Raw genomic sequence first — 26,386 nt, forward strand, 5'->3', positions numbered from 1 at the left:
GCTCGCTCCTAATTCGCCCGGATCCGCGGATCGAGCAGCGGATATACGAACTCGAGCAGCGTCATCAAAAGGGCGATGGCGATGGTGATGAAAAGAACGATGCCGTAGATGACCGGGAAATCATTGGCGCGAATGGCAAGATTGAGCGCCGTGCCGATGCCTGGCAGGCCGAAAAGTCCCTCAACAACAACGGCTGAGGTCACGACCGTGCCGAGCGCCAAAGCAAGGCCGGTCACCTGCGGCAGCAGGGCATTGCGAAGGTAATAGTCGCGGAAAATACGGCGGCCGGTGAGGCCCTTGTGTTCGGCGAAGTTGACATAGTCCTCGCCCTGGATGGTGATCCCCATGCCGCGCATGGACAGAACCCAGCCGCCCACCGACCCAAGGATCAGCGACAGCGCCGGCAGGATCTGGTGCTCCATCAGATCGATGAAGAAGGACCACGACCAGGTGGGCACGATGCCGACCGAATAGGCGCCGCCGAGCGGCAGCCATTTGAGGCGGAAGCCGATAAAAAACAGCAGCAGAATGCCCATGATGACGGGCGGCACGCCCGTGAGCAGGATGAACGGCGTTGCCGTGGAGCGCAGCCAGCCCGGTGCTTTCGGCCAAGCAGCGACAGCGCCGAGGATAGTGCCGAGCACGAAGCTGATGACAGTGGTGACGAGCAGCAGGCCAATGGTCCAGGGCAAGGACTGCGCAATGACGTCGGTGACGGTCATTGGATAGCGGCTCAGCGAATATCCGAAATCCATCCGCAGGATGTTGCCGAGGTATTGCCAGTATTGCTCGAGCAGGGGCTTGTCGAGGCCGAATTGCTGCTGCATCGAGGCGATGAGCTTTTCGACATCGGCAGGCGAAAAGCCGCCTGTTCGGGCCAATTCACCGAAGCGTTCGCGAATGGCGTTGCGCGGCGAAAGGCGCGGAATGAAGAAGACGATTGTGGACGCAGCCCACACGACCAGGACGAAAAACAAGAGCCGCCTGGCGACGATCCGTATATTCACTGGACTATTCCCGATGCACTGGATGGGTGGGATGCGCACCAGAGCGCGCATCCCGTAGGGATCGGACGATCAGTTGCCCGAGGCCTTGAGGCCGGTGATCACCAGCATGCCTGTGTGAGCCCAGAAGGCGCCGTTCGTGCCCATGCCCACATTGGTGGCGCTCGGCCAGTTGGTCCAATAGTGGTTGTTATAGGGAATACGATGGAGCCACTGGATCACCGGTACGTCGATGACATCGCGCCAGTAGATGCCGAGCGCCTTGGCAGCACCCGAGATGAACTTGGGATCGTCCGAACCAAGCGGGGCGATCTCATCGAGAATGGCGTCGAATTCCGGATTTTTGTAGCGCGAGAACCGATTGTTGCCGGCCGATGAGCCGATCGCTTCCGAATAGCGGCCATGGAAGAGATTGAGCGCTTCGAACGGGTCGAAGAGGCTGGCGCCGTGGCCGAAGAGATAGAGCCCTGCCTTGCCATCGACCATGTTCTGATAGGCGTCGGTGCCGAAATTGACGTTGGAGTCAAAACCAGCCTGGCGCAGCATTTCGGAGAGCACCGGAGCGATGTCGCCATGGATGCTTTCGAAGGCCTGGATAGTGGCGTCGAGCGTTTTGCCGTCTTTTTCCCAGAGCCCGTCACCATTCTTGGTGAAGCCGGCTTCTTCCATGAGTTTGGCGCTTTCGTCCAGATCATAGGCGCCCGGATTGTACTTTTCCTGCTCGGCCTTGACCTCAGGACTATCAGCAAAGGTCTGGAGATTGGGATAGAGCGGAAAGGGGTAGATCGTGGCGATCTCGGCGCCTTCATAAAGCACTTCGTTGATCAGGTCGCGATTGACGGCAAGGCTGATCGCCTTGCGGACGCGAACGTCGCTATAGGGCTCGAGCTGGTCGTTCATCCAGAGCGAGTTCGGCCACCAATCGAGATAACCGTAAGGCGACTCCGTGCCGGTCCAAGATTGAATGTCCGGATTTTGCTGCAGGATATTGCCGATGATCTGGGCACGCATGTCGACCGAGGAGTCGAACTCGTTGTTCACGAGACGCTGCGCGACCGTATCGATCGGCTGGTTGAGAATATTGACGACGATGACGCGCTTGACCGCCGGCTTCTCGACGCGACCAGCCTCGACGGCCCACCAATCGTCTCGGAGATCGAGAATCTTCTGATTGGCGTTCCAAGCGACGATGTCATAGGGGCCCGAATGCGGCATTTCAGCCAGGCCCGGGGCCTTGGTCGGGTCTTCCTGCTTTTCAAGCCAGTGCTTTGGCACGATCGGGATACCGGTATCGAACTTTTCGGTCAGAACTTCGAACTTGAAGCGCGGCGCCGGCTGCTTGAACGTCACCTCGACGGTGTGCTCGTCCTTGGCCGAAATGGTGTCGACGAGATCGGCGAACTGGGCGTGGTAGGGCAGCGTTTCATACTGCTTCTGCCCTTCGAACGTATAGACGACGTCCTCGGCCGTGACCGGCTCCCCGTCGGACCATTTGGCCATCGGGTTGAGCTTGATCTCGAGCGCGGTGAAATCGTCCTTGGTATATTCCATGCTGTCGGCCAGCCACGGAATGAACTCGTTTTTATAAATGCCGAAATACATCAGCGGCTCGAACAGCAGGTTGTTGCCTTCCTGATGCGTATAGCCGGGCAGAACCCACGGATTGGTCGTGCCAATCGACGAAGACGCCGAAACGCCCCAGGCCAGGTTCAGCGTTTCGTTACGCGCTACCTCCGGCAGCGACTGCGGCACGATTTCGGTTGGCGGCGGCGCACCGGTCTGGCCCAGCGCCGTCACCGGCAGCGTGATCAGCCCTAGGGCCAGCACCGCTGCGGTAACTGTTTGGAACTTGAACATTAGTCAGCTCTCTCCCTTGATGCGCGGACGAGCCGACAGCCTTGTCTCGTGACAAAGCCCCTCGCGGCCGATCCGCCTCCTCTCACCGGCTAAGCCGGTATCGCTTTTGGTGAAGCTTGATCCGCGATCTCCTCAAACCGCAGTCATCAAGCCTATATTCACCAGGCGGTCGGCTCGATCTTTTGCCGAATACAACCACCTTCGAAATCGATACTGCGCCAACACCAAATCGTTTGCAACACTATATATTTTGTCTTATTTGAAGACGCACAAATATTTATTCCGTCACTGTTATCGAAGTGACGGTCGGCTCGCGTATTGATTATTGTATTAGTGATCAGTCCTTTACAGAGAATGCCGACACCCTATGCCTTATATGCACAGGGACGCCGGCATTGAGCGCGACGGCCGTAGGCACGCCGCGGCGATTGATGGGATTGGGTTGGGTGGAAACGGCGGTATTGAGGTCGAAAGCCGACGCAATCGGTTCGACGCCGACGCCGCGATATTGGCCATGCCAGGGGGCACCGTCGATGCCGCAATCCGTGTACCAGATCTGCAGCGAAGGCAGGATGGCGCGATCCCAGTCGAGCTCTATACCCATGGCCTGATCGAGAAAAATCGCACGCAAGGGTCCGGTCATGCCACAAAGCTGGACACTGAAATTGGCCATCTCAAGCGGCAGGTGCGACAGGTCCACGGAACTATCTGATGACGGGACGCTATCGAGGCCCGCAAACTCCTGACTTTCGCCGTCGCCGACGAGGCGCGGATGAACGAGACCAAACTCAAAATCAGCTTTGAGTTCCAACCGGCCTGGCGCTTCGGGGAGGCGCAAGATGGGATGAAGCCCAACCGAGATCGATCCCGATCGGCGCGGATAGATCGTCAGTTCCGACTCGAGAACCGGACTGCCCTCGTGCCCCGAAACGGTGCGCTCCAGCCGCCGCACGAGGTGATTTTCGGGATAATCGAGCCCGAGCGTGATGCTGCTCTCGGTTTGCTCAACAATCGACCATTCCGCGTCGCCCGCCGGCCCATGGATAGGCACGGGCGGCGGTTCGGTCATGAGATCGGCCCAGGCGCGCGGGCCGATAGGCTCTGCCGGCCCTGCCCCGAACGGCACGCAGACGAAATCCCCGCCTAGCTCGCGCAGGTGGCCGATGATATTCGGATCGTCCACCGTCCCCATCCAGGGCGCGCGGGCAAAGGGATGAAAGGCACCGGCGGGCAAGTCGAACCGGCAGTCCGCAAGCACCGCCGCGGTGCTGAGCACCACCGCTTCGCCATGACTCCAGCTCAGCCGGTATTCGGTCACGCCCGGGCCCTCACCAATTGGTCACCGAACCGTCGCGGCGGCGTAAGTGCGGCGCCTCCCAGAAGCGGAAGCTGTCATGGGTCAATTTGTCTTCATCGAGCTCCACGCCCAAGCCCGGTGTCTCCGGCACCCTATAGGTGACACCCTCGAGCATGGGCTGCCGGGTGAAAAGGCCGTAGCCTGGGTCGGTGCCATAGAGATCACCCGCTGCAACGCGCGTCTCGAGCCAGGAAAAATTGGCGACAGCTGCCGAGAAGTGGATCGTGGCGGCGGTGCAAATCGGCCCCAGCGGATTGTGCGGCATCATGTCGACGTAATGTGCTTCGCTCCAGCCGGCGACTTTCATCGCCTCGGTAAAGCCACCGACATTGCAGAGATCGAGCCGATTGAACTGGTGTATATCGCGCTCGATATAGGGCAGGAACTGCCACTTGCTGGCGAATTCCTCGCCGATAGCAAAGGGCACATCGGTCATGCGGCGCAGCGCCTCATAGGCTTCCGGCGTCTCGTCGCGGATCGGTTCTTCAAGGAAATCGAGCGTGCCCGACGGCATTTTCTGGCAAAAGCTTGCGGCCTCCGCGACGCTGAGGCGGTGGTGATAATCGATGCCTATGACGACCTCGTCGCCCAGTTCCTCGCGCGCCTTGATCAAACACTTCGCGGTCTTGCCGATGGATTCGCGTGGTTCGAAAATACCCTGCCCGTCATCCCAGGCGCCGGGGAAGAAGCGAACGACATTCCAGCCATGAGCAATGAGCGCCTTGGCGCGCTCGATGGTTTCGGGACCATCTAGGCTCCCAGTCGACGGGAAGGTCGGGATGACATCGCGGTGCTTGCCGCCAAGGAGCTCATAGACCGGCACGCCGAGCGCCTTGCCCTTGATGTCGTGCAGCGCAATGTCGATGGCCGATTGCGCCGCGAGGAGGACGCGGCCTCCTTCGAAATACTGGCTGCGATAAAGCTCCTGCCAGATCGCGCCGATCCGCATGGGATCGCGGCCGATGAGAAACTCGCGAAAATGCTCGATGGCGCCGACAACCGCCTTTTCGCGGCCAGATAGACCGCTTTCGCCCCAGCCATAAATGCCCTCATCGGTCTCGATCTTGACGATGAGCTGGTTGCGATGTCCCACCCAGGCGGGAAACGGCTTGATTGCTGTGATCTTCATGGCCGGATTACCAACTGGTGAGGGTGCCGTCTTCGAGACGGGCAATGGGAAGATAGGCGGGTTGATAGGGGTGGCGCGCTGCCACGGCTTCGTCGATATCGACGCCATGACCGGGCACTTCGCCCGGCTGCAGGTAGCCGCGATCATAAGTCCAGGCGCGCGGGAACATTTCGAGCGTGGCTTCGGTGTAGCCGGAGAATTCCTGGATGCCGAAATTGGGGATCGCCGTATCGACATGGATGTTGCACCCCATGGCGACGGGCGACACATCCATCGGCCCGTGGCAGGCCGAGCGGATGTGATAAATCGCAGCAAAGTCGAAAATTTTCTTGATGCCGGTCACGCCGCCGGCATGGACGGAGGTGACGCGTATATAGTCGATGAGCTGTTCTGTGATCAGCGTCGTCGTGTCGTAGATCGAGTTGAAGACTTCCCCCACCGCTATCGGTTGGGTCGTGTGCTGGCGGAAAAGCCGGAAACCTTCCTGCAGTTCGGCCGGAATGGCGTCCTCAAGCCAGAAAAGGCGATAGGGCTCGAGATCCTTGCCTAATCGAGCAGCCTCAATGGGCGTCAGGCGGTGATGCACGTCGTGGAGGAGATGCACATCCCAGCCCACGGTATCGCGCAGCTTGGAAAAGAGCTTTGGCACCAGCGGCAAATATTTGTGGGTTGCCCAGACTTCTTCATTCGGCAACGGATGGATCATACCGCCGGCAGCCTGATCGGTTGAGGGACCGGTGCCATAGATCGGTGGCAGGCCGGGAATGGCGACCTGGGCGCGGATGGCGTCTAGTCCCTGCTCTTTAAGGGCAAGAACGCCCTCGACGACCTCATTGATCTCCATGCCGCTCGCATGCTTATAGACCATCACCTTGTCCCGCGAGCGACCGCCAAGCAGTTGATAAAGCGGCATATTTACCGCCTTGGCCTTGATGTCCCAGAGCGCCATGTCGATGCCGGAAATAGCGGCCATGGTGATGGGGCCACGGCGCCAATAGGCGCCCTTGTAAAGATACTGCCAGATATCCTCGCTGCGCATCGGATCGCGGCCGATCAGGCAAGGCACGACATGATCTTCGAGATAGGCGACCACCGCCTTTTCACGGCCGTTTACGGTCGCATCGCCAATGCCATAAAGGCCCTGGTCGGTCATGATCTTGACCGTGACGAAGTTGCGGCCAGGAGACGCGACGATGATTTTTATCTCGGTGATCTTCATGATTGCTCAGCGCAAGTGCGGATGGAAAGCGACGACGGTGGGGGATCCGACGCCAATGGCCGGCTGGATAGGATCGAGATCGCCGGTGTCCGGGCGATAGCGAAAGAGTGTCAGGCAATCGCCTTCCTGGTTGGCGACAACCAGGATCGTACCGGTGGGATCGAAGGCAAAATCGCGCGGGATGCGCCCGCCGCTTGGCGTCGTGCCGAGGAAGGTGGCGATGCCGGTCTGCGGGTCGGTGCTAAAGCGTGCGAGGCTGTCGTGGCCGCGATTGCCGACATAGACATGCCGGCCATCGCGCGAAATGGCGATGGCTGAAGCCGATGCGCCCTCATGGCCGCCCGATGGCAAAGTCGATGTGGTGGCGACAGCTCGAAGTGTGCCGGCCTCGGCATCGAAGGCCATGGTGACGAGGGCACAGTCGAGCTCGGTGACGCAATAAACGATTGGTAGACTTGGATGAAAGCAGAAATGCCGCGGTCCGGAGCCGGGTGGCAATGTCGCTTCGCCGTGCTCTTCAATGGTGCCTGCGCCGGCGTCAAACCGATAAATTTTGAGCCGATCGAGGCCGAGATCGGCGACGATGACGAAGCGGTTGTCCGGTGTCCATTGGATGCAATGGGCGTGCGGGCGATCTTGCCGCGATGCATTTGGCCCCCTGCCCTGATGCGCGACTTCCGCCATCAGCGGGCCGAGCCGGCCAATCTCGTCAGCGGGATATATTGCGAAAGATTTGTTGGGCTCTTCGGTGATCGGCAGGCCGCCATAGTTGGCGATGCCGACATAGCGGCCGGTGCGGTCGAAGGCGGCATGGCAGGTATAGTCGCCGCGGGTGGGTTGCTTGTTGAGATAACGCAGACTGCCGGCTAAGTCTTTGATTTCATAGCTGGTGACCAAGCCTTCGTGCCAGCCGTCGACCTCGCTGACGGCGGCGAGGGCTTGGCCTTGGGGCGCGACGGCGATGAAGGTTGGATTGTCGATGCCTTCGGTGATCCCGAGCGGTTCGACGCGACCGGTATCGAGATCGAGCTCGAAAGCAGCAATGCCCTTGCCAGCGGCTTTGGCGACATAGCCTATGCCGCGATTGACGCCGCCGATGTAAAAAAGCGCTTTTGGCATAGAGGCTTGGTCCTGACTAAGATGATCGAGCCATCCGGACCAGCGGCCCGAATGACGGGCCCGCTAGAGTAAGCCGGAATATTGGGCCATGCGCACAAGGCCCTGCATATAGCCGATGGCATGGGCGCGACCGCGGTGGTTCCAGTTGCTGTCGCCGTCCATCTTGGGGACATGGTCGTCGAGCAGAAATCCGTCGAAGCCATGGCGCGCGAGGAGGGCGATGACCTCGGCGGGATCGTAGTTGCCGTCGCCGATAAAGCACTCGGTGAAGTTGGGGACCGAGCCCTGCACATCGCGGAAATGAATGTAGGCAATTGCACCGCGTGGGGCAAAGAACGTTACCAGTCCGTTAACGTTGACCGCGCCGCCGGGCATTTCCGAGCAACAGCCAAGGCAAAGGTCGAGCGCCCAGGCCGGCGATTGGCCCGCCATCTCGTAGGCTTTGTAAAAACCCTCAGGCCGATAGAAGAGACGCGCGACGCCACCCAGCATCGGCACCGGCGGATCGTCGGGGTGGAGCGCGAGGCGAAGCCCCTCCTCTTCAGCGACCGGCAGGACGGCTTCGATGAAGTAGCGATAGTTTTCCCACATCGCGTCTTCGGTGATGACGGGACCGTCCTTGCCGAAGAGTGGCATGGAGCTGGCCCGACCGAGGGTCGTCGGCATGAAGCTGCGGAGCTGGTCGAGATTGTCGGCATTGGCTTCGACGACGGCCATATCGAATTGCCGCGCCAGGGCGCCGCCGCGCGTCTTAGCAGAGCGGTCCGTTGACCAGACCGAATTGGGCATGAAGTGATAACCAAGGACCGGAACGCCGGCGCGGGCAACGGCACGAATGGTGGCCTGGTAGTTCTCGATCTGCTCGTCGCGCCCCTCAAGGCCGAGCATGGCCTTGTGATAGAAGTGGGTGGGTACGTTTTCGATGGCTTCGAATTTTAGCCCAGCCGCTTCGACCTGCTCGACAAGAGTGCGAACGTCTTGCTCTTCCCAGCGGTGGTCGCCGGGCAGGTTCGGATTGTTCATCTGAATGCCGCTGGCGCCGATTTGCGCGGCAAAGCGCAAACGCTCTTCGGTCAGATCGTGGAACTGCCCCACCGCGATCCTGATCGCCATAGTCTCACCTCCCCCGTCGGTCAGTCGCGAACCGCGCTGCCGATCATGTTGACCTACGGTAGGAGCGAAACCACGCCTTTGCCAAGCATTATCGCATCAAATTCTCCAGATAATGTACAATCGTGATCGGAGCGTGCGCGAACGGCGGAAGCGTGATGGTCTGGTCGAAACGCGATGGAGGCCTAGACCGCGTCGTTTGACCCCGACACTTCTCGCGCCTCGTCCCTAGATCACTGCGGCGCGCGGACGATAGGACCCTTCGAGCTCCGCGATATCGTCTGAACCGAGCTGCAATGTCAGCGCAGCGACAGCGTCCTTGAGATGGTGCGGCTTTGAAGCGCCGATGATGGGTGCGGTGACAAGCGGGTTGCTGAGAACCCAAGCAAGCGCAACCTGAGACATCGGGACACCATGACGCTGTGCAACCCGTTGCACAGCGTCAACGATGGTCCTGTCCATCTCGGCAGTGTCGCCGTAGAGTTTGGGAATGACATTGTCTGTTCCCGAGCGGCCGGTGGCCTCGCCCCATGGACGGGTGAGCAGTCCCCGGCCCTGAGGGCTCCAAGGAATGATGCCGACGCCTTGGTCGGCGCAGAGCGGCAGCATCTCGCGTTCTTCCTCGCGATAAAGAAGGCTCAGCTGGTTCTGCATCGAGATGAACGGCGTCCAGCCATTCATCTTGGCGACATATTGGGCTTTCGAAAACTGCCAGGCGGACATGGACGATGCACCGATATAGGTCGCCTTGCCGGAGCGCACCACGTCGTGCAGCGCCTCCATGGTTTCCTCGATGGGCGTGTCATTATCCCAGCGATGGATCTGATAGAGATCGACATAGTCGGTCTGAAGGCGGGCCAGCGACGCATCGATCTCCCGCATGATGGATCGTCGCGAGAGGCCGGTGGCATTGGCATCGGTTCGCCGCGTTGCTCCATTGACCTTGGTTGCGAGGACGACGTCCTCACGGCGCACGAAATCCTTGAGCGCGCGACCGACGATTTCCTCGGAGCTGCCATCGGAATAGACATTTGCGGTATCGAAAAAGGTGATGCCAAGATCGAGCGCCTGACGAATGAAAGGCCGGCTCTCATCCTCTGGAAGCGTCCACGGATGGTTGCCCTGATCTGGCGCACCATAGGTCATGCAGCCGAGGCAGAGGCGAGAAACCTTGAGGCCGCTATTTCCCATGCGTTTATGTTCCAACGTTCTTCTCCCAATGTCCGCATTGTCTTGTCGCGTTCAGCGTAAAGCTTGGCGAGGCCGGATGTATAGAATTAATCAGCGCACCACAGAACGGCGCTCGACTGAGAGTGGACAAACGCTGGCGCATGCCTCCGAACCTTTCCGGGAACAGATTAAAACCGCAAAGCGAGGCATCATGGCCCTGGTTCGTCTGGCCGTTGGCCGCGCTTTGGCTTAGGTCCCTACCTGTTATCAATCGAATTATAGGCTTGCCCAATGCTGCGCGCCGTCGATCACGCCTCGCTGGCGGTTTCAGGCTTTGTGGAGCCTTGGACCGGCACCGCCCGCACGCGCATGGTGTCCTGTTCTTGCGCCGGAAATGTCGAAACTGTCCGCATCCGCGCACTTGATCGCGACGGCATGCCAGAACTCGATTGGCAGGTCAGGCCACTCCAAGCCTCTACTGGCCGCCGCTTTTCTCAAGGTTCGTGGCTTTCGATAGCCCATGCCCGAACGGTTACGGCGCTGTCCTTTGAAATGCTGCTGACGCGCAACGAGGGCACTCGCGTGCTGCTCGAGGCCGGCGCGTTTCAGTTGGCGATCGTCGACGGCGTCAACTTAGTGGTGCGCGAGGGCGAGAGCCTCGCTTCGGTCGGCAATCTGCCGCAGCGCCAGTGGCTCATGCTCGAACTGAGCCGCGGCGAGCTTCGGATCGTGACGCTGGAAGAGGACAAGCCATTCGCCCTTGCAAGCAAGTTGCCCAGCCAGACGCTCGACCAAGTCATCATCGGCTCGGATGCAGACGAGGCGCTGCCAACGCTCAATTGCCGGATGGCCAACATCAGCCTCACCGCGGACGGTCGAAACGTCAGGTGGACCTTTCCCACCCTTTTTACCGACGCACCGATGATGTCCGAGGGATTGGCGCTGCGGCTACACAACAATCCAACCTTTTGCGTGCGATCTGCGCGCTGGGACGGATCGAGCCTTGATCCGCGCCTGACGCCATCACATTACGATGCCGTCCACTTTCACGACACCTACATGGCGGGGCTCGATTGGCCGGCCAGTTTCGCCATCGACATTCCGGCCGATGCGCGCTCCGGCGTCTATGCCATCGAAATCCAGACAGGCGAAGCCACAGAGCGCATTCCCTTTTTCGTCTCGGCGGCCGAACCCACTTCGTCGCTTTTGTTCATCGCCCCGACGGCGACTTATCTCGCCTATGCCGATGAGTATCTGCCGCCCCATCTTTATGAATGGATCGGCACCGATCGCGGCCACGAATTTGCCCGGGCCAACAATCTGCGCTCGCTCTACGATTACCATTCCGATGCGAGCGGCGTATCCCTTGCCTCGACGCGCCGGCCAAAGGCGACGCTACGCGACGACTACAGCTATCCGCTCTGCGGCGCGCCGCACCTGCTGCCCGTAGATTTGCATTTCCTGGCCTTTGCTGCGCGCAACGGCATCGCGATCGATGTCGCCACCGATCATGATCTGCATGAAAATGGGCTCGCCCTCCTCCGCCCCTATCGCAGCGTTATCACCGGCAGCCACCCGGAATATCTGTCGGTCTTCATGGAAGACGCCTATCGCCGCTATGTCGCCACTGGCGGGCATCTTTCCTATCTCGGCGGCAATGGCTTTGCCGCAGCCGTCGCCTTCAAGGATGACCTGATGGAATTGCGGCGCGGGCCAACGCAGGCCGGTCGCACATGGGATGGCCCCCTGGCCGAAATGCCCCTGGCGCTGACCAACGAGCCGGGCGGCTATCTGCGCGATCGCGGCCGCGGCGAATTCACCCTGACCGGCGTCGGTATCGCCCTGATGGGTTTTAGCAAGGCCCTGCCCTTCACGCGTACCGCCGCCAGTCATGAGCCAGCCTTTGCCTGGCTCTTCGGTGGGGTGGTAGGCGACACCTTCGGCCATACCGGGATGGTTCTCGGCGGCGCCGCGGGCTATGAGGTCGATAGCACCAATCCTGCGCTCGGCACGCCTGAAAACATCGTGGTTCTCGCGACAGCTCAGGGTTTTCCCGACGACTATGTCGATGACCCCGGCCGCTGGTACGAGGGTGGCACGGCCGAACGCGGCGCGCGCCAGATTGCGGAAATGACCTTCCTGTCCCACCCTTCGGGAGGATCGGTATTTTCGGCCAGCTCGGTTTCGTTTCTCGGAGCCTTGCCGGGACCGGATGAGCAAAACGATGTTGGCAGGATGACACTGAATCTGCTCAGGCACTTTTCAAGCTGAGCTAATCCGTACATGTATGCTGCCAATGCCTTCGCGCCCCTCAAGGAACACCTCCCATGAAGCTTGCATCACTCGCCCTTGCCGGTCTCTCGCTTGCGGCTCTCGCCGTCCCCGCTTCCGCTGAAACGGTCAAGATCGGTGTGCAGCCCTGGCTCGGCTATGGTCCGCTCTGGATTGCCGACCAGAAGGGGTTCTTCAAGGAGAACGGCGTCGATGTGCAACTGATCAACTTCACCTGGGACCAGGACGTTGCTGCGGCGCTTGCCAGCGGCAATATCCAGGTGATCTCCGCCGCCACCAACACCGTCATCCTCAACATGAACAATGGCGTCGATCTCAAAGCGTTCATGATTATGGACGGCTCGACGACGGCAGACGCGGTCCTCGCCGGCAAGGACGTTGCCGCGATCACCGACCTCAAGGGCAAGAGCGTGGCCTACGAGAAAGGCTCGACCAGCGACCTCCTGATCAATTATGCGCTCAATTCCAACGGCCTCACCATTGCCGATGTCGAGGCGGTGCCGATCGCGGCGGCCGATGCAGGGCTTGCCCTGATCGCTGGCCGCGTTGATGTGGCCGTGACCTACGAGCCCTATATTTCGGCAGCCCTCGCCCAGGGCCCGGACTTCAAGGTTCTTTATACCGCAGGCGAAAAGCCCGGCCTCATCAGCGACGTGCTCGCCGCCGAAACGAGCTTCATTGCCGGCAACCAGCAGGATCTCGTCGGCATCATCAAGGCCTGGGACGAGGCTGTGACCTTCCTGCGCGACAATCCCGAAGAAGGCGGCAAGATCATCGCCGATGCCGTCGGCAGCCCGATCGAGGAATTCAACACCGCTTTTGCCGGCGTGCACCTCTATGACCTCGCCGAGAACGAAGCCGCCCTCAAGGGCGAATTCCAGGCAACGGTCGAAGAGATTGGCTCCATCATGCAGCAAGCCAACCCCGATGAGGTCAAGACGCTGCCGACGGGGGACACCTTCTTCGATCTCATGGCCCTTTCGGCCGCCGCACAATAATTTTTGGCCGGCGTCGCGAAGACGCCGGCATCTATTCAAACTTCGAGTAGCGCATGCCCAAGACCTCGAGCATCGCGGCAAATGCCGCGGCTGGTCGCATCGACCGTCGACAATCGCGCCGCAAAAAAGGTCTGTTGCGGCTGCGCCAGCCCATTCCGGATCGCGTCTTCACGACTGCCGGCCTCGTCGTGCCGGTGGTCCTCGTGCTCCTGTGGTTCGCGGTCACTGCACTTGGCCTCGTCAAGCCGCTGTTCTTGCCCAGCCCACTCGCCATCCTTGAAGAAGCATGGCGGCAGATCTCGACCGGCATCCTGTTCGAAGACGCCGCCGTCAGCAGCTATCGCATCATCGTCGGTTGGCTCAGTGCCGCGGTCCTGGCCATTCCCGTCGGTATCCTGATGGGCAATTTCCGTCTCTTCGAAGGGGCGCTCGAGCCGCTGATCTCGACGGTGCGCTATATGCCGATCGTCGCCTTGATACCGCTCACCATTCTTTGGGCTGGCATCGGCGACGAGCAGAAAATCCTGATCCTCTTTCTCGGCACCTTCTTCCAGATGACGCTGATGGTGATGGACAACGTCAAGAATATCGACGTCAATCTCATCCGGGCCGGGCAGACTCTGGGCTTTTCCAATACCGAGATCCTCTGGCGCATCATCCTGCCGGCGGCCCTGCCTGCGATTTGGGATACGTGCCGCATCACCATCGGCTGGACCTGGACCTATCTTGTCGTCGCGGAACTGGTTGCCGCCCAAAGCGGGCTCGGCCGCCGCATCATGGATGCGCAGCGCTACCTTGCGACCGACACCATTATCTTCGGTACGCTGTTCATCGGCCTATTGGGTCTTTTGACCGACTACGCCTTCAAGCGCACCGGCCGATCGCTCTTTCGCTGGACGGCCGATCGATGACCATGGCGCCCATACCCAAAATCCGCGCAGAAGCCGTGGGCAAGATCTTCGGCGAAGGCGCGGACGAGTTCCTCGCCATCGACCGGATCGACCTAACCGTTGCGCCCAACGAATTCGTCTCGATCGTCGGCACGTCCGGTTGCGGCAAGTCCACCTTCCTCAACATGGTCGGAGGCCTCACCGAGCCGACCTTTGGCGACATCCTCATCGATGGCAAACCGGTTAAGGGTCCCGGCCGAGACCGCGGCTTCGTCTTTCAGGGCTATAGCCTTTTTGAATGGATGACCGTCGAAGGCAACATTCTTTTTGCGCTCGAAAAGAGCCGGCTGAGCAAGCCGGAAAAGACCGAACTGGTGCGCCAGTTCATTCACGAGGTTGGGCTGAGGGGCTTCGAAAAGTCCTACCCGCGGCAGCTCTCGGGCGGCATGCGCCAGCGCGTCGCGATTGCGCGGGCGCTGGTTTATAAGCCCTCACTGCTCCTTATGGACGAGCCGTTTGGCGCTCTAGACGCCCAGACCCGCGGCATGATGCAGGAATTGCTGCTCAAGGTTTGGGAGGATCATAAGGTGACCGTTCTCTTCGTCACCCACGACGTCGAGGAAGCCATCTTTCTTGCTGACAGGGTCATTGTGCTCGCTTCCCGTCCCGGCCGCATCAAGCGCGAACTCACGGTCGATCTCCCGCGTCCCCGCCAATTCGACATCGTCACCAGCCCGGAATTCTCGCAGCTAAAGCGCGGCGTCCTCGCCGACATCCGGGAGGAAACGCTGAAAGTGATGTCGCTGGGTGACGCAGGCTAAGATTGGCGTCAAGGCTTGCGCCAGATAGCTTGACGGTTGGATCAAAGCGCTAGGCAAGTGCGAGGGTTCGGGCCCTGCCGGACACTCCCCGGCATAGAGACCGCTGTCCACCATTAGGCGTTATCGAACATTTTCCCGGTATCGCTGAAGCAGCGCTTCGCTGATCTCTCTTGCATTCCTGCTCAGCGCCTCATTCGAAACCTCGCCTGCGGTCCAGAAGGACAGGACGCCGCGAAACGCAAAGGCAAGCTGACCTGGTAGGTGACGCAGCGCCTCGTCTCGCCGTGTTGCATCGAGGCCTTCCCCGTCGCCGAGCGCGAGCGACCACAATGCCTTGGAGCGCTCCCAGACGCGGCCGGGCGTGGCCGAGGGTGTTCCCAGCCAGCCCATTACCGCCCGGCTGACATCGGGCTCATCAAGCATCACGGCAACGGCCACATCGACGGCCAGTAAGACGCGGCTCATCGCATCCGGCAGGGGCGGCGTTTGAGCGAAACGCCGCGTCATCTCGTCGATCCGTCGCTCGGATAGAGCCTGCATGATGCCAGCCTTGCTGCCGAACTGGTTGAATGGGGTAGCAAAGCTGACCCCCGCACTTGAGGCCAGATCGCGCATCGAAAAGTCGGCCCGCCCCTCGCGCAACAACCGCTCCGCCGCCTCGATCACCCTTTGCCGGACGACCTCGCCCCGGGCGCCGTCACCTTTCTGCATCTTGATCAATACCACCCACCTATCTATATCATGATATAACAACGTGATTTTGAGAGTTAGATCATGATCGAGACTGCGACCACCACCTTTTTGATCACCGGCGTGAGCTCCGGGTTGGGGCGTGCCTTCGCCATGGGCGCGCTCGAGGCTGGACACCGTGTTATCGGCACGGTGCGACGCGAGAGCGATGCCAAAGCCTTTGCCGCTCTCGCACACGATCTGGCTTACCCGCTCGTACTCGATGTTACCCAATACGACGCGATCCCGGACGCTGTCGCAGGCGCCGAGCGGGACGCAGGCCCGGTCGATGTCCTCGTGAACAATGCCGGCTATGGCCACGAGGGCGTTGTCGAAGAGTCTACGATGGATGACCTCGAACGGCAGTTTGCCACCAACGTGTTCGGTCCGGTGGCGATGATCAAGGCCGTGCTGCCCGGTATGCGTGAGCGCCGGCAAGGCCATATTATCAACGTCACCTCGATGGGCGGATTCATCACCATGCCGGGAATCGCGTTCTATTGCGGCTCGAAGTTCGCGCTGGAAGGCATCTCGGAGGCGCTCGGCAAGGAAGTGGCCGGCTTCGGAATCAAGGTCACGGCGTTGGCGCCGGGACAGTTCCGCACCGACTGGGCCGGCCGGTCCATGGATCGCACCCCCCGCTCAATCCCGGACTACGACGCTGTAATGGATCCGATCCGCGCGGGCCGGCAAGCCAAGAGCGGTAACCAGCCCGGTGATCCGGCCAAGGCGGCCGACGCGTTGCTGGCGCTGGTCAAGGACCAGAACCCGCCGACACGTCTGTTTCTCGGAGAGGACGCGCTCGGATTGGTGGAGCAAAAGCTGCACCTCATGAAGCGCGAACTTACAACCTGGGATGCCTTATCGCGCTCCACCAGTTTCGACACATGACGGTTGGCTTTGTGAATATGGGCCCCGGCGACCCGGCATTGATCAAGAACGTCTTCTGTGGATGACGCCTGCCGAATACGCCGACGCCTTCAACCCGCGAGGGGATTTGCCGCTCCGCTCAATGACCAGTTCCGCGCCAGCTCCCCTCGCTCTCCCCGGCCAGGTCGGCCAAAACAACGCTCCGAGTCTACTTTCAGCGGGATAGGAGTCTGGGGGCAACGTCATCCACGGACGCAATTCAGCTTGCAGTCAGCCTTGGCAATCAAGCCTCGTAAAACAGTTCGGTGTCGGCGGGCAGCAGGCCGTTCAGATGGCCGATGGATCCCTCACGTATCGCAACGTATAGCAGCGTCTGGTCGCCCGGATCGGCGCCGACCAGTTGACGTGGATCGTCTCTCCTCGAAAAGCGCTTCAGAGCAGGGATAAGATCAGCCGGCGGGTATTTCCAGAGATAGGAGCACTCAACGGTCTCCGTTCGACCTGCGATCGAGAACGCTATGCTTGCCGTTCCCTGCTTTCCGTCTGCGGGCAGCGTTACGACAATGTCTTCACGACGCAAAGGATGACCAAGCGAGGTCAGCACCGATGCGGTGATTTCGGCAAGAAGCGGTCCATCGTATTCGGTATGCGCCGGAACAAAGGTCATGCGACCGATATTGGCGCGCGCAAGATCGTGCAGTGCCGCAAAGGAATTAATGGCCTCGTGAATGCCGATGGCATATCCCGGATCTATTTCCTGCACGGCCTTCCAGAGCGATATCGCATCAACCTCGCCCGAATTGAGACCATCAACGGCTTCGAGCGCGGCGATCGTAGCAGTTAGCACTTGCAATTCTGATGCCGTTGGCTGAGTGGCTGGCGCTTTATATTTATCCTCGATAGTCGGCCGGCGCGTGGTCCCCACCGGTACTGCCTTTGCAGACGATGTCGTCGGATCTCCGGCCGACGCACTAACATGATCTCCACCGGCCCCGAACATATTGGGCGGTCCGCGCGTAACCGTCGAAGGCATTCTCCTCGCGGACGCGGCTGGCTTTATCATCCCGACAATGGCAAGCGCGACGAATGCCACGCAAGCAACGAGCACCACCCACCCGGCTACATCCAGAGGTTGCCGGAGCATAAGCGTCGCCGCACCCGCGACGGCAAAAAACAGGGCGCCGGCGAAAAGCTCGATTTTAGGCAACGAAGTCCCTTCAAACTGGTCGAACATCGCGAGGATAAGATCGGAAAGACCATGCCCAACCCAGTTCGTTCAGGTGCCCAAACCGACCCAAGGAAAAAGTCGTGTTCTCCTCCCATGAACGGGGCCTCTAATGCGATAAGGACGCGGTGACCGCGAGAAGTTCATGAGGAGGCGCAGCGCAGCATCTTGACCCTGGCTGGATCGGACCGCAGACGCGTTACCGCCGCCGCGGCCCCTATTCAGCCGGAGTGGTCTCCCAAGAGTTTAGGTAGCGGGAGCGACTAAAGTGCCTTTGGTCTTCGGTGCTGCTTCACCGCTCGTCCAGAGAACAGGATCGTAATAAATCGGGAAATCGGCTTCGGTGTCCTTGCCTTCTTCAAAACGATAGTTGCCGCGATAGCCGACAGACGCGATCTCGCCGTCATCAGGGACAAGGAAAAGCAGACATCCCTCGTGACTGGCGCCTTCGGCCAACGTGGCCGGAGCGGTATTCTGGCATGCGGTGAACGGTTCACTGCCGCCCATGGTCGTTGAAGGCATAATCTCGGTGCCATCGGCATCGAAAGCGACGAAGCCGGCGACCTGGTAGTTGGAGAGGTCTTCCTGGCCGAGATTGGTGTAGCTGAAGCGCACGTAGTAAGGACGCGCATCCTCAAAGTCGGCTGGAATGTCGAAATTGGAGAGGTCCGAGATATCGCCTGCTTCGATTGCGCTGACCGTCAGTTCGATCGGCACTTCGGGTCCGTTGGGTATGAGGAATGGTACGGTAGCTTTTTCCCCGGCACTCAGAGTGGTACCGGCAGCGACGAAATCCTGCGCCTGCACGGTGCCTGCCGAAGCGAGCGCCAAAATGGATAGAGTAGAAATAATCTTGAACACGGCAAAACCCTCGCGATTTGAACGTCTGAGTTTGCGCTGATCGAAGCGCCTCGATGTGCTGGACAACTATCTAGCAGAGGCCAAGTGTTAGAGATGGAATGTGCCAAGTTTGCGGCCTTGCTCTCGCGGAGAGGATCAGCGGGCTTGAAGCCTATCTGTCATCGGCTTCCAAGATGGCGTTCCCATCGGACAATCAAGTCCTTCGTCAAGACACCCAGAAACCGGCAGCGACAAGCATGATCCCAGCTACGATTGGATCTGTCGCGGCTGACGCGATTATCGGCAGGAGGCGGCATTTGGCCGAAACCGAAGAAGAGAAGCGAGCCCGGATCACCGCTTGAGCCACCGCGCCCCACGCCACCCTGGGTCAAGCGCTCCGCATGTCCGCTTCGGTGATGAGCTGTGAAATTGCGGTTACCAGTTGCGACATGGCGAAAGGCTTGGACACCATAACGCTGTTTGGGACGCCGTTTGCTGCCCATTCGGAGGCGCTATCGCCGGACATGTAGAGGACAGGCAGGCTTGGCAGGCGTTCTCGCGCTCGATGAGCAACCTCCCATCCATTGGGACCTGGCCCAAGGCGAATATCCGTGATCAACGCCTTAAATCTTTGACCGTTTGCATGAAGTTCCTCGATTGCCCGCGTGCCGTTCGAGATGAAAACAAGGTCGTAACCGGCATCAGCCAGCTCGTCTTCTATGGCAATATGAAGGAGTGTTTCGTCCTCAACGACAAGCAGAACAGGCATTACAGACATCTCGATGAACCCCTAAGGTGGTCGACTGGCAATTAAGCGCGGCAATTGAACTTAAGCATTGAGGAGCGTACGTCATGATCCGAAGCTTGGATCACTGCGAAAATACCCCCCTTCCCACCACCCTCGTCAGGCCACTGTGTCAGGAGCTAGTCCACGACATCAACATGCGACGATTTTGGTGGTTCTTCAGCTTACTGCAGCGGCGCCTCGCCGGTACCAGCTGCCCATCGCGGACGGCGTACCGGTGTTCACAAAAATACCGTTTCGTGGACCAATTTCGCAGTTCGTATCCCGGCGTCTCCTGAAACTTCTTTCATCGCCTTCCCGCATGCGAAGTCTCCTGACTGGAAAGCTTTGCGCGTTTGACCGGAACCGCGGCCGGCCGCGACTTTTTCCGCACGATGTAGAAGTGGGCGTGGACATGCGCCATTGATGGTCCCATCGGCTTGATGGCGAGCAAGGGGAGTATCGGCATTGACCGCCTTGAAACCAGCGGGTCGCCCTTCAAGAAAAACGATCGATCCTGAAAGAATAACGTTCGTCTATTGTTCGTCCGAAAAGCAGTCTGCCTCGCGCATTTGACAAAGTAGAAAATATGGCCATGATCGCCCGCATGAGCCCAAATACTTTTACCAATCGCCCAAAAGATACAGGTCATCGTCCGGCAGGCTGATTGCCTGGTGCTGCTACCTGCCAAAGGTAAGAGTGGCACCAGGGTGCTCTAACTCATCCCCATTTTCTTGACGCTTGAGTGCGCATGTTCAGCATGTGTCGACGGCGTCTGTCTCGATGAGGCAAACGATGACCTTCATGTACTCCGTTACCCTCCCCGTCAGCGGCGGCAACAAGCTGCGTCGATTCCGCGAGTGGGCAGAAGCCCATGTTCCTGCCTTGAGCTATAGCCTGCCGCAGCAGACCCCCATCAAAACCGAAACGATGACGATCAAACTGTTGTCTCTCGAAGACCGCCAGCAGCTGCTGGAAGCCTTCGCCAACTCGTCTCGCATTTAAGGAGGTTGCAGTGAAGGTACTTCGGTTCTGCCGGTCCTGCTCTGGGCCACGCCCCCGTTCTGCCAGCCGATGCCCTTGGTGCCTCAGGGACTATAACAGCCCCAAAGCAGCACCAGATCATCTATTCAGCGTTTTCGACCGAGCCAGCGGCGCAGGATCAAACTCTGAAACGAACGGGGCGTACCGATGACGACCATAACCTTGGCCGATTGGCTGCAGTCCCCCGAGATACTGATAGGAGCAAGCGAGCAGAAACGTCTGACCACCGCCGCGCTGACGGACGTCACACATCAGGCAGATGAAGTTGACTTCCTGCTTTACGAATTGGATCGCGCCACCGTGGTCGAAGACGCCGCATTGCCCGCGGACGTCGTGCGTCTCAACAGCATCGTCCGGTACAAGGCGAGAAACGGTGCTGAACGCACGGTCAAACTTGTTCTGCCGGGAGACCATGGGCGCGATGCCAGTTTTCGTCTGGCAGCAACGTCGATGCACGGCGCGGCGCTTCTTGGCCTGCGGCCCGGGCAAATCCTTTCATGGATGGGGCCGGACGGTTCAGCAGATCAAGTGGAGGTCGTTCAGGTGGCAAACTCGTCAGGTAACACCCCGAAACGAAGTCCTGTCACCTGCTGATGCTTGAGAATGCAGCAGGTCGGCAAAACCCTTTGATTAGCTGAACCAGTTCGTTCTACGCCGAACCCTGCTGCAAGAGCGTTCTCAAAGCTGGGTTCGGAAAACGGCGTTCCATGGTGACGGCGAAGAAGGTCTCCGTGATTCCCATTGGCTCATCGCCCTCGACGAGGAGGCCGGCCGCCAGCTCGTCCTTGACGACGATGGGCGGAAGGACGGCTAGGCCGATATCTTCGCGGGCCAGAAGCCGCATCATCGCCATGTCCTCGACCTCCGCAACGATCTGCGGGCGCACCCCGAGGCGATCGACGAGAGCATCGAATCCGGCGCGCACGCTACTGTCCAGCGTCGGCACGATGATGGGATGCTCGCGCAGGAGATCGACAAAGCTCGATTTGCCACGGAACCGGTCAGGTGTGCCGACAAGACTGACGGGCTGTTCTGCGATCCTATGCGCGACGAAGGACGTAAGGACATCGCCGGCGGGCGCCTGATTGATCAGGACGACGTCGAGGTTCAGCGCTTCCAGCGCGCGCAAAAGCTCCGCGGCGCCGCCGGAGCGCAAGATCAGCTCGATGTCAGTCCGGCCAAGAACGGGCCGTAAAAACTCCATCTGGAAGTTGCGCGACAGCGTGGCGAGTGCCCCGACCCGCAAGGCTTGGCGCGCCCTGCCGGTGTCGCGAAGCGTGCCGAGCAGCTCTTCCCCGGTCGCAAATATCGCATCGGCGTGGTCGAGCGCTATTCTGCCGGCCTCGGTCAAGTGAAGCTGTCGGCCGCGCCGGTCGAAGAGCCTATGGCCCAGCTGCTCCTCCAGTTTGCGGATCTGCACCGAAAGCGCCGACTGGGTCAAGTTCAGGCGTCCGGCCGTGCGTGTGAGGTTGCCGTCATGGGCGACAGCGCGAAAGTATCGCAGATGGTGATAATTGAGCGCAGCCATTACGTTCGATAATAACGAACGAAAATGAGAATACAATGCATTTTCTTTAAGTCGACGGCCGGGCTAGCAGAGCAATGTGTCGCTTCTGCACCCAGGAAATCATCTTGTCGCTCAATCTGCTGCCGCTCGCCGCACCACTTCTCTTGCTTTTCGCTGCGCTGTTTGCGTCTTCTCGCCAGGGTCGAAGGCCGCCGCTCGTAGCGGCAGTTGCTGAGGGAACCACCTTGACGGCCTTCGCCATCGCAGCGGCGTCGTTGGCTCTCCTGCTGTTCCATGTGCAGGGCGGCAGTGCACTGATTGGGTGGTCTGGCATCGGCCTCTCTGCCCGGCTCGACGCGGTTAGCGTGACCATGATGCTACTCGTGTCATTCGTCGGGTGGGTCGTAGTGCGCTATTCTCGCACCTATCTCGATGGCGAAGCCCGCCAGGGCGCCTTCACGGGCTGGCTATGCGCGGCGCTTGCCGCCGTCCTTCTCCTCGTTCAGGCCGGCAATCTCGTTCAACTGCTCGGTGCGTGGATCGCGACGAGCTTTGCGCTTCATCGGCTGCTACTTTTTTATCCCCACCGCATCGGGGCGCAGCGCGCAGCCCGCAAAAAGCGGCTTTTTGCGATCATCGGTGCCTTATCGCTGGCTGGCTCGCTGCTGCTGATGAGCATGGCGTTCGGCACGACCGACATCGCAGCGATCAACGCCATGGCGCGAGCGGGCGACGTTTCCTGGTACGCGCCGGCCGCAGCAGGCTTGCTGGCACTTGCGGCACTGTTGAAGTCTGCGCAATTCCCGACCCATGGCTGGCTGACGGAAGTCATGGAGGCGCCGACGCCGGTCTCGGCACTTCTCCATGCCGGGGTCATCAATGCGGGCGGCTTCCTGCTCATCCGCTTTGCCGACGTCATGCTGCTTGCGCCCGGCGTACTGGCGGTGCTGGCGATGGTCGGCGGTTTTACAGCCCTGTTCGGCGCGCTCGTGATGCTGACCCAGCCGGCGGTAAAGACCTCACTCGCCTGGTCGACCGTGGCACAGATGGGGTTCATGATCTTGCAATGCGGGCTGGCACTGTTCCCTCTGGCGCTGCTCCACATCGTGGCCCATTCGCTTTATAAGGCGCATGCGTTCCTGGCCTCGGGCAGCGCCGTCGAACAGATTGTCTCCATCCGTCGCCCGGGTCCCGTCGCCATACCGGATGGCGGCGCCGTCGCTCGCGCTTTTGTCCTAGCGCTCGCGATTTATTTCGCGATCGGTGCGGCTTTCGGCTTCGGCTTCGGCCTAGAGCACAAGTCGCCCCAGTCACTTGCACTCGGCGCCATCCTCATCTTCGGCGTCGCCTATCTCCTGGCCCAGGGCCTGGCCGATGCCGCGCCCAGGGCCCTGACGACAAGGATGACGCTTTATGCGACTGCGGCCGCGCTCGGCTACTTCGCGCTCCAGACGGCAGCCGAATGGCTGACGGGGGGCGTGCTGCCGGCGACACCCGCCCCGGGGCGGCTCGAATGGACCTTGATGGCGCTCGCCGTCCTGACCTTCGGCCTCGTTGCGGTCGCGCAGGCGCTGTTGCCGCTCTGGGCGGGTCACCCGGCAGTCGCGGGCCTTCGCGTCCATCTGGCCAACGGACTTTATGTCAATGCCATGCTCGATCGCATGCTGGGCGGATGGTCCGTCCGCAAGCCTTCGTGATGCTCATGGATCAGGGATACCTCATGCTGATGATCACACCCAAGCCTTCCCTTCCCGGCAACGCAGCGATCTTGGCTGCCGCAGACGGCGCGGCACGCGCCATCCCTCCGCTCTGGCCGCTGGCGTCCAGCGTCGCTGTCAATCCGTTTCTCGGCCAGACGAACGAACCGCTGGCTGTTGCCGCGGCGCGCCTGAAGCGTGCCGGCGGCATCCGACTGACCATGCCGCGCCGCTGGTATCTGGAACGTCATCAAAGTGGCGACCTCACCGACGACGACCTTACCGAGGCGTTCGATGCGGCGCCCGCATCGCTGCGCCCCAAAACGGTTACCGCGCTGAAGAGGGCATTACATGTCGAGAGATCGGCGGCGCGGGCTTTGCCGTCCGTCGCCGAATTGGCAGCCGAGGCCAGCGGCATCGATTGGCAGGCCGTTGTTGATGAGCGCATCAGCCATTGGGCGGCGGGCCACTTCGACCAGGGCCAAGCGCTCTGGGCCACACCTGAAGGTCGCAGTGCCTATTCCTCCTGGCGCACCGCCGCCATGCATGACCTGACCCCGGAGATCGTTGGGCTCGCTGGCTTCGCACGCACCGTCGCGGACGCACCGGGAAGCGCCGAGACCGCTATAATCGACGCCGTCGAAACGCTGGGCTTGTGCGGGGAGGCGCTGGAAAGCTGCTTCCACCGGCTGCTGACCGGTCTTGGCGGCTGGGGCCAGCTCGCGCGTTATCGTCTTTGGCAGGCCGAGCTCACCGGCAAGACGGATTCCACGCTTACCGATCTCCTCGCCATTCGGCTCGTCTGGGAAGCCGCGTTGCTGCGCCGGTATGAAAGGGAAATCGGCCAGCAATGGCACAAGACTGCAATGGCCCACGCCGAACCGGTCGCCACAAGCCCGGATGATAACGTCGATGCGATTTTCCAGGAGGCTGCTGAGCGCGCAGCCCAGCGCAGGCTACGGGCCCTCTTCACCGGTACGGGGTCTGGTTCGACAGCTTCGTCGCGTCCTGCAATGCAGATGGCATTCTGCATCGACGTGCGCTCGGAGATCTTTCGCCGCGCGCTGGAAACGCTCGATCCCGGCATCAGCACCCTGGGCTTCGCCGGTTTCTTCGGCATGGGCATAGCGCACCGCCGCTTCGGCTCGGACGTGGTGGAAGCCCGCCTGCCCGTGCTGCTTAAGCCCGGACTCTTCACCTGCTCGGGAGAGCCAACGCCGCAGACCGAGCAGGCGGACCGGGCGGCACGGATCACTGCCCGTGCGCGGCGTGCCTGGGGCCGCTTCAAGCTCGCCGCCATCTCCTCCTTTGCCTTTGTCGAGGCGACGGGTCCGGTCTATATCGGTAAGCTTCTGCGCGATGCGCTGGGACTGACCGGCAACGGCGCGCCGAACGACCCGGCGCCACGGCCAGTCGACGCGATTGGCCTCGACCAGCGGATCGCCATGGCCGAGACCGTGCTCAGGGCGATGTCGCTCACGGACCGGTTCGCAAAGCTTGTGCTGATCGCCGGGCATGGCGCCAATGTCGTCAACAATCCGCATGCCAGCGCGCTACACTGCGGTGCCTGCGGCGGCTATTCGGGCGAGGTCAATGCACGGCTGCTCGCCTCACTGCTGAACGAACCCGCCGTGCGCGCCGGCCTTGTCTTGCGCGGCATTGCAATTCCTGACGACACGCTATTCCTGGCGGCTCTCCACGATACGACCACCGATAACGTGACGATTTACGACAAAGATCATCCGTCAGCTGAACATGCCGCCGACCTTGCAGCCGCCAAAGGCTGGCTGCAGTCCGCGGGCAGGCTCGCCCGCGCCGAGCGGGCCATGCGCCTGCCCCGCGCCGAAAAGCAAGCCGATATCACCCGGCGCGCGCGTGACTGGGCCGAATTACGGCCCGAATGGGCCCTCGCCGGCTGTGAGGCTTTCGTCGCGGCTCCGCGGTTGCGCACTGCCGGCCGCGACCTGCGGGGGCGCGCCTTTCTGCACGATTATGACTGGCGTATGGACAAGGACTTCGGCGTGCTGGAATTGATCCTGACCGCGCCGGTCGTCGTCGCGAGCTGGATCAGCTTGCAATATTACGGCTCGGCGATTGCGCCCGAACTTTTCGGCGCTGGCAACAAGCTCCTACACAACGTCACGGGCGGCATAGGAGTGGTCGAAGGCAATGCTGGTATCCTGCGGGCGGGGTTGCCCTGGCAGTCTGTCCATGACGGCGAACGGCTCGTTCATGAGCCGCTGCGGCTCTCCGTTTTGATAGAGGCGCCGCGCGACGCGATCACGGATATCCTCGAGCGCCACCCAAACGTCCGGGAACTATTCGACAATCGCTGGCTGCATCTCTTCGCACTGGACGACGACGGCCGCATGGCCTGGCGCTACGCCGGCGATCTTGCATGGCACGAAGTGGAAATGGAGGCCGCGCTTCATCAGGCACACGCATGAAGACCCTCAATTCAAAACCTGCCCCCCCGAAGCCGCCGTAGGCCACTGGTCTCCGCTCTACTCCGGCCGGAAGGCCGTGCTGTCCACCATGTACGGAAGAAGGAAGTGGTCGCGCACATCTTGCGCGCCCAGCTCGCTCTGAAGCGCGCTGAAGACTGGGCTATTAAGCGCCGCTTTCGAGACATCAAGGAAGCTCCTAACGTCTCGTGAAAGCTGCCGCTTCTTCAAGACGGTTCGCAAGACTCCGGTGGCCCGATCTATCTTTGGCCGAAAGCAC

Annotated in this window: 22 protein-coding genes; 9 read left to right on the forward strand and 13 right to left on the reverse strand. The window is 60.7% G+C overall.

The window, feature by feature from the left end; translation table 11 throughout:
• Positions 1-8 precede the first annotated feature (8 nt).
• The 8 genes from VW35_RS08030 to VW35_RS08065 form a co-directional block, all read right to left on the reverse strand.
• Positions 9-1,007, reverse strand: a complete 999-nt coding sequence (locus tag VW35_RS08030) for an ABC transporter permease (protein ID WP_046142397.1) — start codon at positions 1,005-1,007, stop codon at positions 9-11.
• A 69-nt stretch (positions 1,008-1,076) separates the two neighbouring features.
• The gene (locus tag VW35_RS08035) at positions 1,077-2,861 is read right to left on the reverse strand and encodes an ABC transporter substrate-binding protein (protein WP_046142398.1); all 1,785 of its coding nucleotides are present in this window, start codon (positions 2,859-2,861) and stop codon (positions 1,077-1,079) included.
• 337 nt (positions 2,862-3,198) lie between these two features.
• Positions 3,199-4,179, reverse strand: a complete 981-nt coding sequence (locus VW35_RS08040; protein WP_046142399.1) for an aldose epimerase family protein — start codon at positions 4,177-4,179, stop codon at positions 3,199-3,201.
• Positions 4,180-4,189: 10 nt separating this feature from the next.
• On the reverse strand, positions 4,190-5,347 hold the full coding sequence (locus tag VW35_RS08045) for a mandelate racemase/muconate lactonizing enzyme family protein (protein ID WP_046142400.1): 1,158 nt from the start codon (positions 5,345-5,347) through the stop codon (positions 4,190-4,192).
• Positions 5,348-5,354: 7 nt separating this feature from the next.
• On the reverse strand, positions 5,355-6,566 hold the full coding sequence (gene manD / locus VW35_RS08050) for a D-mannonate dehydratase ManD (RefSeq protein WP_046142401.1): 1,212 nt from the start codon (positions 6,564-6,566) through the stop codon (positions 5,355-5,357).
• A 6-nt stretch (positions 6,567-6,572) separates the two neighbouring features.
• Positions 6,573-7,685: a lactonase family protein gene (locus VW35_RS08055; protein WP_046142402.1), complete on the reverse strand. Its 1,113-nt coding sequence runs from the start codon at positions 7,683-7,685 to the stop codon at positions 6,573-6,575.
• Positions 7,686-7,748: 63 nt separating this feature from the next.
• Complete coding sequence (locus tag VW35_RS08060; protein WP_046142403.1) at positions 7,749-8,798, reverse strand: mannonate dehydratase; 1,050 nt, start codon at positions 8,796-8,798, stop codon at positions 7,749-7,751.
• A gap of 225 nt (positions 8,799-9,023) precedes the next feature.
• Positions 9,024-10,001 (reverse strand): aldo/keto reductase, encoded by a 978-nt coding sequence (locus tag VW35_RS08065; protein WP_046142404.1) that lies wholly within the window; start codon positions 9,999-10,001, stop codon positions 9,024-9,026.
• Between the two features lie 255 nt (positions 10,002-10,256).
• Between VW35_RS08065 and VW35_RS08070 the strand changes: the two genes are divergently transcribed.
• The 4 genes from VW35_RS08070 to VW35_RS08085 are packed head-to-tail and all read left to right on the forward strand — an operon-like array spanning position 10,257 to position 14,966.
• The gene (locus VW35_RS08070) at positions 10,257-12,236 is read left to right on the forward strand and encodes a N,N-dimethylformamidase beta subunit family domain-containing protein (protein WP_046142405.1); all 1,980 of its coding nucleotides are present in this window, start codon (positions 10,257-10,259) and stop codon (positions 12,234-12,236) included.
• Between the two features lie 56 nt (positions 12,237-12,292).
• Positions 12,293-13,255, forward strand: a complete 963-nt coding sequence (locus VW35_RS08075; RefSeq protein WP_046142406.1) for an ABC transporter substrate-binding protein — start codon at positions 12,293-12,295, stop codon at positions 13,253-13,255.
• Between the two features lie 53 nt (positions 13,256-13,308).
• On the forward strand, positions 13,309-14,166 hold the full coding sequence (locus VW35_RS08080) for an ABC transporter permease (RefSeq protein ID WP_083982523.1): 858 nt from the start codon (positions 13,309-13,311) through the stop codon (positions 14,164-14,166).
• Between the two features lie 11 nt (positions 14,167-14,177).
• Positions 14,178-14,966 (forward strand): ABC transporter ATP-binding protein, encoded by a 789-nt coding sequence (locus tag VW35_RS08085; RefSeq protein WP_425283759.1) that lies wholly within the window; start codon positions 14,178-14,180, stop codon positions 14,964-14,966.
• A 120-nt stretch (positions 14,967-15,086) separates the two neighbouring features.
• Here the strand turns inward: VW35_RS08085 and VW35_RS08090 are convergent, their stop codons facing one another.
• Positions 15,087-15,677: a TetR/AcrR family transcriptional regulator gene (locus VW35_RS08090; RefSeq protein ID WP_046142620.1), complete on the reverse strand. Its 591-nt coding sequence runs from the start codon at positions 15,675-15,677 to the stop codon at positions 15,087-15,089.
• Positions 15,678-15,740: 63 nt separating this feature from the next.
• On the opposite strand from VW35_RS08090, the gene VW35_RS08095 reads away from it, so the two are divergent.
• Complete coding sequence (locus VW35_RS08095; RefSeq protein WP_046142407.1) at positions 15,741-16,586, forward strand: oxidoreductase; 846 nt, start codon at positions 15,741-15,743, stop codon at positions 16,584-16,586.
• 262 nt (positions 16,587-16,848) lie between these two features.
• Here the strand turns inward: VW35_RS08095 and VW35_RS08100 are convergent, their stop codons facing one another.
• From VW35_RS08100 to VW35_RS08115, 3 genes are all read right to left on the reverse strand, one after another.
• Positions 16,849-17,799, reverse strand: a complete 951-nt coding sequence (locus VW35_RS08100; RefSeq protein WP_046142408.1) for a hypothetical protein — start codon at positions 17,797-17,799, stop codon at positions 16,849-16,851.
• Between the two features lie 237 nt (positions 17,800-18,036).
• Complete coding sequence (locus VW35_RS20530) at positions 18,037-18,651, reverse strand: hypothetical protein (protein WP_152662520.1); 615 nt, start codon at positions 18,649-18,651, stop codon at positions 18,037-18,039.
• Between the two features lie 367 nt (positions 18,652-19,018).
• Positions 19,019-19,399 (reverse strand): response regulator, encoded by a 381-nt coding sequence (locus VW35_RS08115; RefSeq protein WP_244465846.1) that lies wholly within the window; start codon positions 19,397-19,399, stop codon positions 19,019-19,021.
• 810 nt (positions 19,400-20,209) lie between these two features.
• Here VW35_RS08115 and VW35_RS08120 point away from each other — a divergent pair.
• Positions 20,210-20,419 carry a hypothetical protein gene (locus VW35_RS08120; RefSeq protein ID WP_046142411.1) on the forward strand — a complete coding sequence of 70 codons (210 nt, stop codon included), beginning with the start codon at positions 20,210-20,212 and terminating at the stop codon, positions 20,417-20,419.
• A 186-nt stretch (positions 20,420-20,605) separates the two neighbouring features.
• Positions 20,606-21,052, forward strand: coding sequence for a GreA/GreB family elongation factor (locus tag VW35_RS08125; RefSeq protein WP_046142412.1), 447 nt, complete (start codon positions 20,606-20,608; stop codon positions 21,050-21,052).
• Positions 21,053-21,107: 55 nt separating this feature from the next.
• On the opposite strand, the gene VW35_RS08130 is transcribed toward VW35_RS08125, so the two are convergent.
• The gene (locus tag VW35_RS08130; RefSeq protein WP_046142413.1) at positions 21,108-21,986 is read right to left on the reverse strand and encodes a LysR family transcriptional regulator; all 879 of its coding nucleotides are present in this window, start codon (positions 21,984-21,986) and stop codon (positions 21,108-21,110) included.
• Positions 21,987-22,060: 74 nt separating this feature from the next.
• Between VW35_RS08130 and VW35_RS08135 the strand changes: the two genes are divergently transcribed.
• Both VW35_RS08135 and VW35_RS08140 read left to right on the forward strand, forming a co-directional pair.
• Positions 22,061-23,662: a proton-conducting transporter transmembrane domain-containing protein gene (locus VW35_RS08135; RefSeq protein ID WP_200896871.1), complete on the forward strand. Its 1,602-nt coding sequence runs from the start codon at positions 22,061-22,063 to the stop codon at positions 23,660-23,662.
• A gap of 29 nt (positions 23,663-23,691) precedes the next feature.
• Positions 23,692-26,109, forward strand: a complete 2,418-nt coding sequence (locus VW35_RS08140; RefSeq protein WP_200896880.1) for a YbcC family protein — start codon at positions 23,692-23,694, stop codon at positions 26,107-26,109.
• Positions 26,110-26,386 lie beyond the last annotated feature (277 nt).

This window comes from Devosia soli, assembly GCF_000970455.1.
GTDB classification, from domain to species: Bacteria; Pseudomonadota; Alphaproteobacteria; order Rhizobiales; family Devosiaceae; genus Devosia; species Devosia soli.

Excerpts from the sequence above, each read along its gene's own strand:
- VW35_RS08035 (WP_046142398.1), bottom strand. The coding sequence starts at position 2,861 with ATGTTCAAGTTCCAAACAGTTACCGCAGCGGTGCTGGCCCTAGGGCTG.
- VW35_RS08045 (WP_046142400.1), bottom strand. The coding sequence starts at position 5,347 with ATGAAGATCACAGCAATCAAGCCGTTTCCCGCCTGGGTGGGACATCGC.
- manD (WP_046142401.1), bottom strand. The coding sequence starts at position 6,566 with ATGAAGATCACCGAGATAAAAATCATCGTCGCGTCTCCTGGCCGCAAC.
- VW35_RS08055 (WP_046142402.1), bottom strand. The coding sequence starts at position 7,685 with ATGCCAAAAGCGCTTTTTTACATCGGCGGCGTCAATCGCGGCATAGGC.
- VW35_RS08060 (WP_046142403.1), bottom strand. The coding sequence starts at position 8,798 with ATGGCGATCAGGATCGCGGTGGGGCAGTTCCACGATCTGACCGAAGAG.
- VW35_RS08070 (WP_046142405.1), top strand. The coding sequence starts at position 10,257 with ATGCTGCGCGCCGTCGATCACGCCTCGCTGGCGGTTTCAGGCTTTGTG.
- VW35_RS08075 (WP_046142406.1), top strand. The coding sequence starts at position 12,293 with ATGAAGCTTGCATCACTCGCCCTTGCCGGTCTCTCGCTTGCGGCTCTC.
- VW35_RS08080 (WP_083982523.1), top strand. The coding sequence starts at position 13,309 with ATGCCCAAGACCTCGAGCATCGCGGCAAATGCCGCGGCTGGTCGCATC.
- VW35_RS08090 (WP_046142620.1), bottom strand. The coding sequence starts at position 15,677 with ATGCAGAAAGGTGACGGCGCCCGGGGCGAGGTCGTCCGGCAAAGGGTG.
- VW35_RS08095 (WP_046142407.1), top strand. The coding sequence starts at position 15,741 with ATGATCGAGACTGCGACCACCACCTTTTTGATCACCGGCGTGAGCTCC.
- VW35_RS08100 (WP_046142408.1), bottom strand. The coding sequence starts at position 17,799 with ATGTTCGACCAGTTTGAAGGGACTTCGTTGCCTAAAATCGAGCTTTTC.
- VW35_RS08115 (WP_244465846.1), bottom strand. The coding sequence starts at position 19,399 with ATGCCTGTTCTGCTTGTCGTTGAGGACGAAACACTCCTTCATATTGCC.
- VW35_RS08120 (WP_046142411.1), top strand. The coding sequence starts at position 20,210 with ATGACCTTCATGTACTCCGTTACCCTCCCCGTCAGCGGCGGCAACAAG.
- VW35_RS08125 (WP_046142412.1), top strand. The coding sequence starts at position 20,606 with ATGACGACCATAACCTTGGCCGATTGGCTGCAGTCCCCCGAGATACTG.
- VW35_RS08130 (WP_046142413.1), bottom strand. The coding sequence starts at position 21,986 with ATGGCTGCGCTCAATTATCACCATCTGCGATACTTTCGCGCTGTCGCC.
- VW35_RS08135 (WP_200896871.1), top strand. The coding sequence starts at position 22,061 with ATGTGTCGCTTCTGCACCCAGGAAATCATCTTGTCGCTCAATCTGCTG.
- VW35_RS08140 (WP_200896880.1), top strand. The coding sequence starts at position 23,692 with ATGATCACACCCAAGCCTTCCCTTCCCGGCAACGCAGCGATCTTGGCT.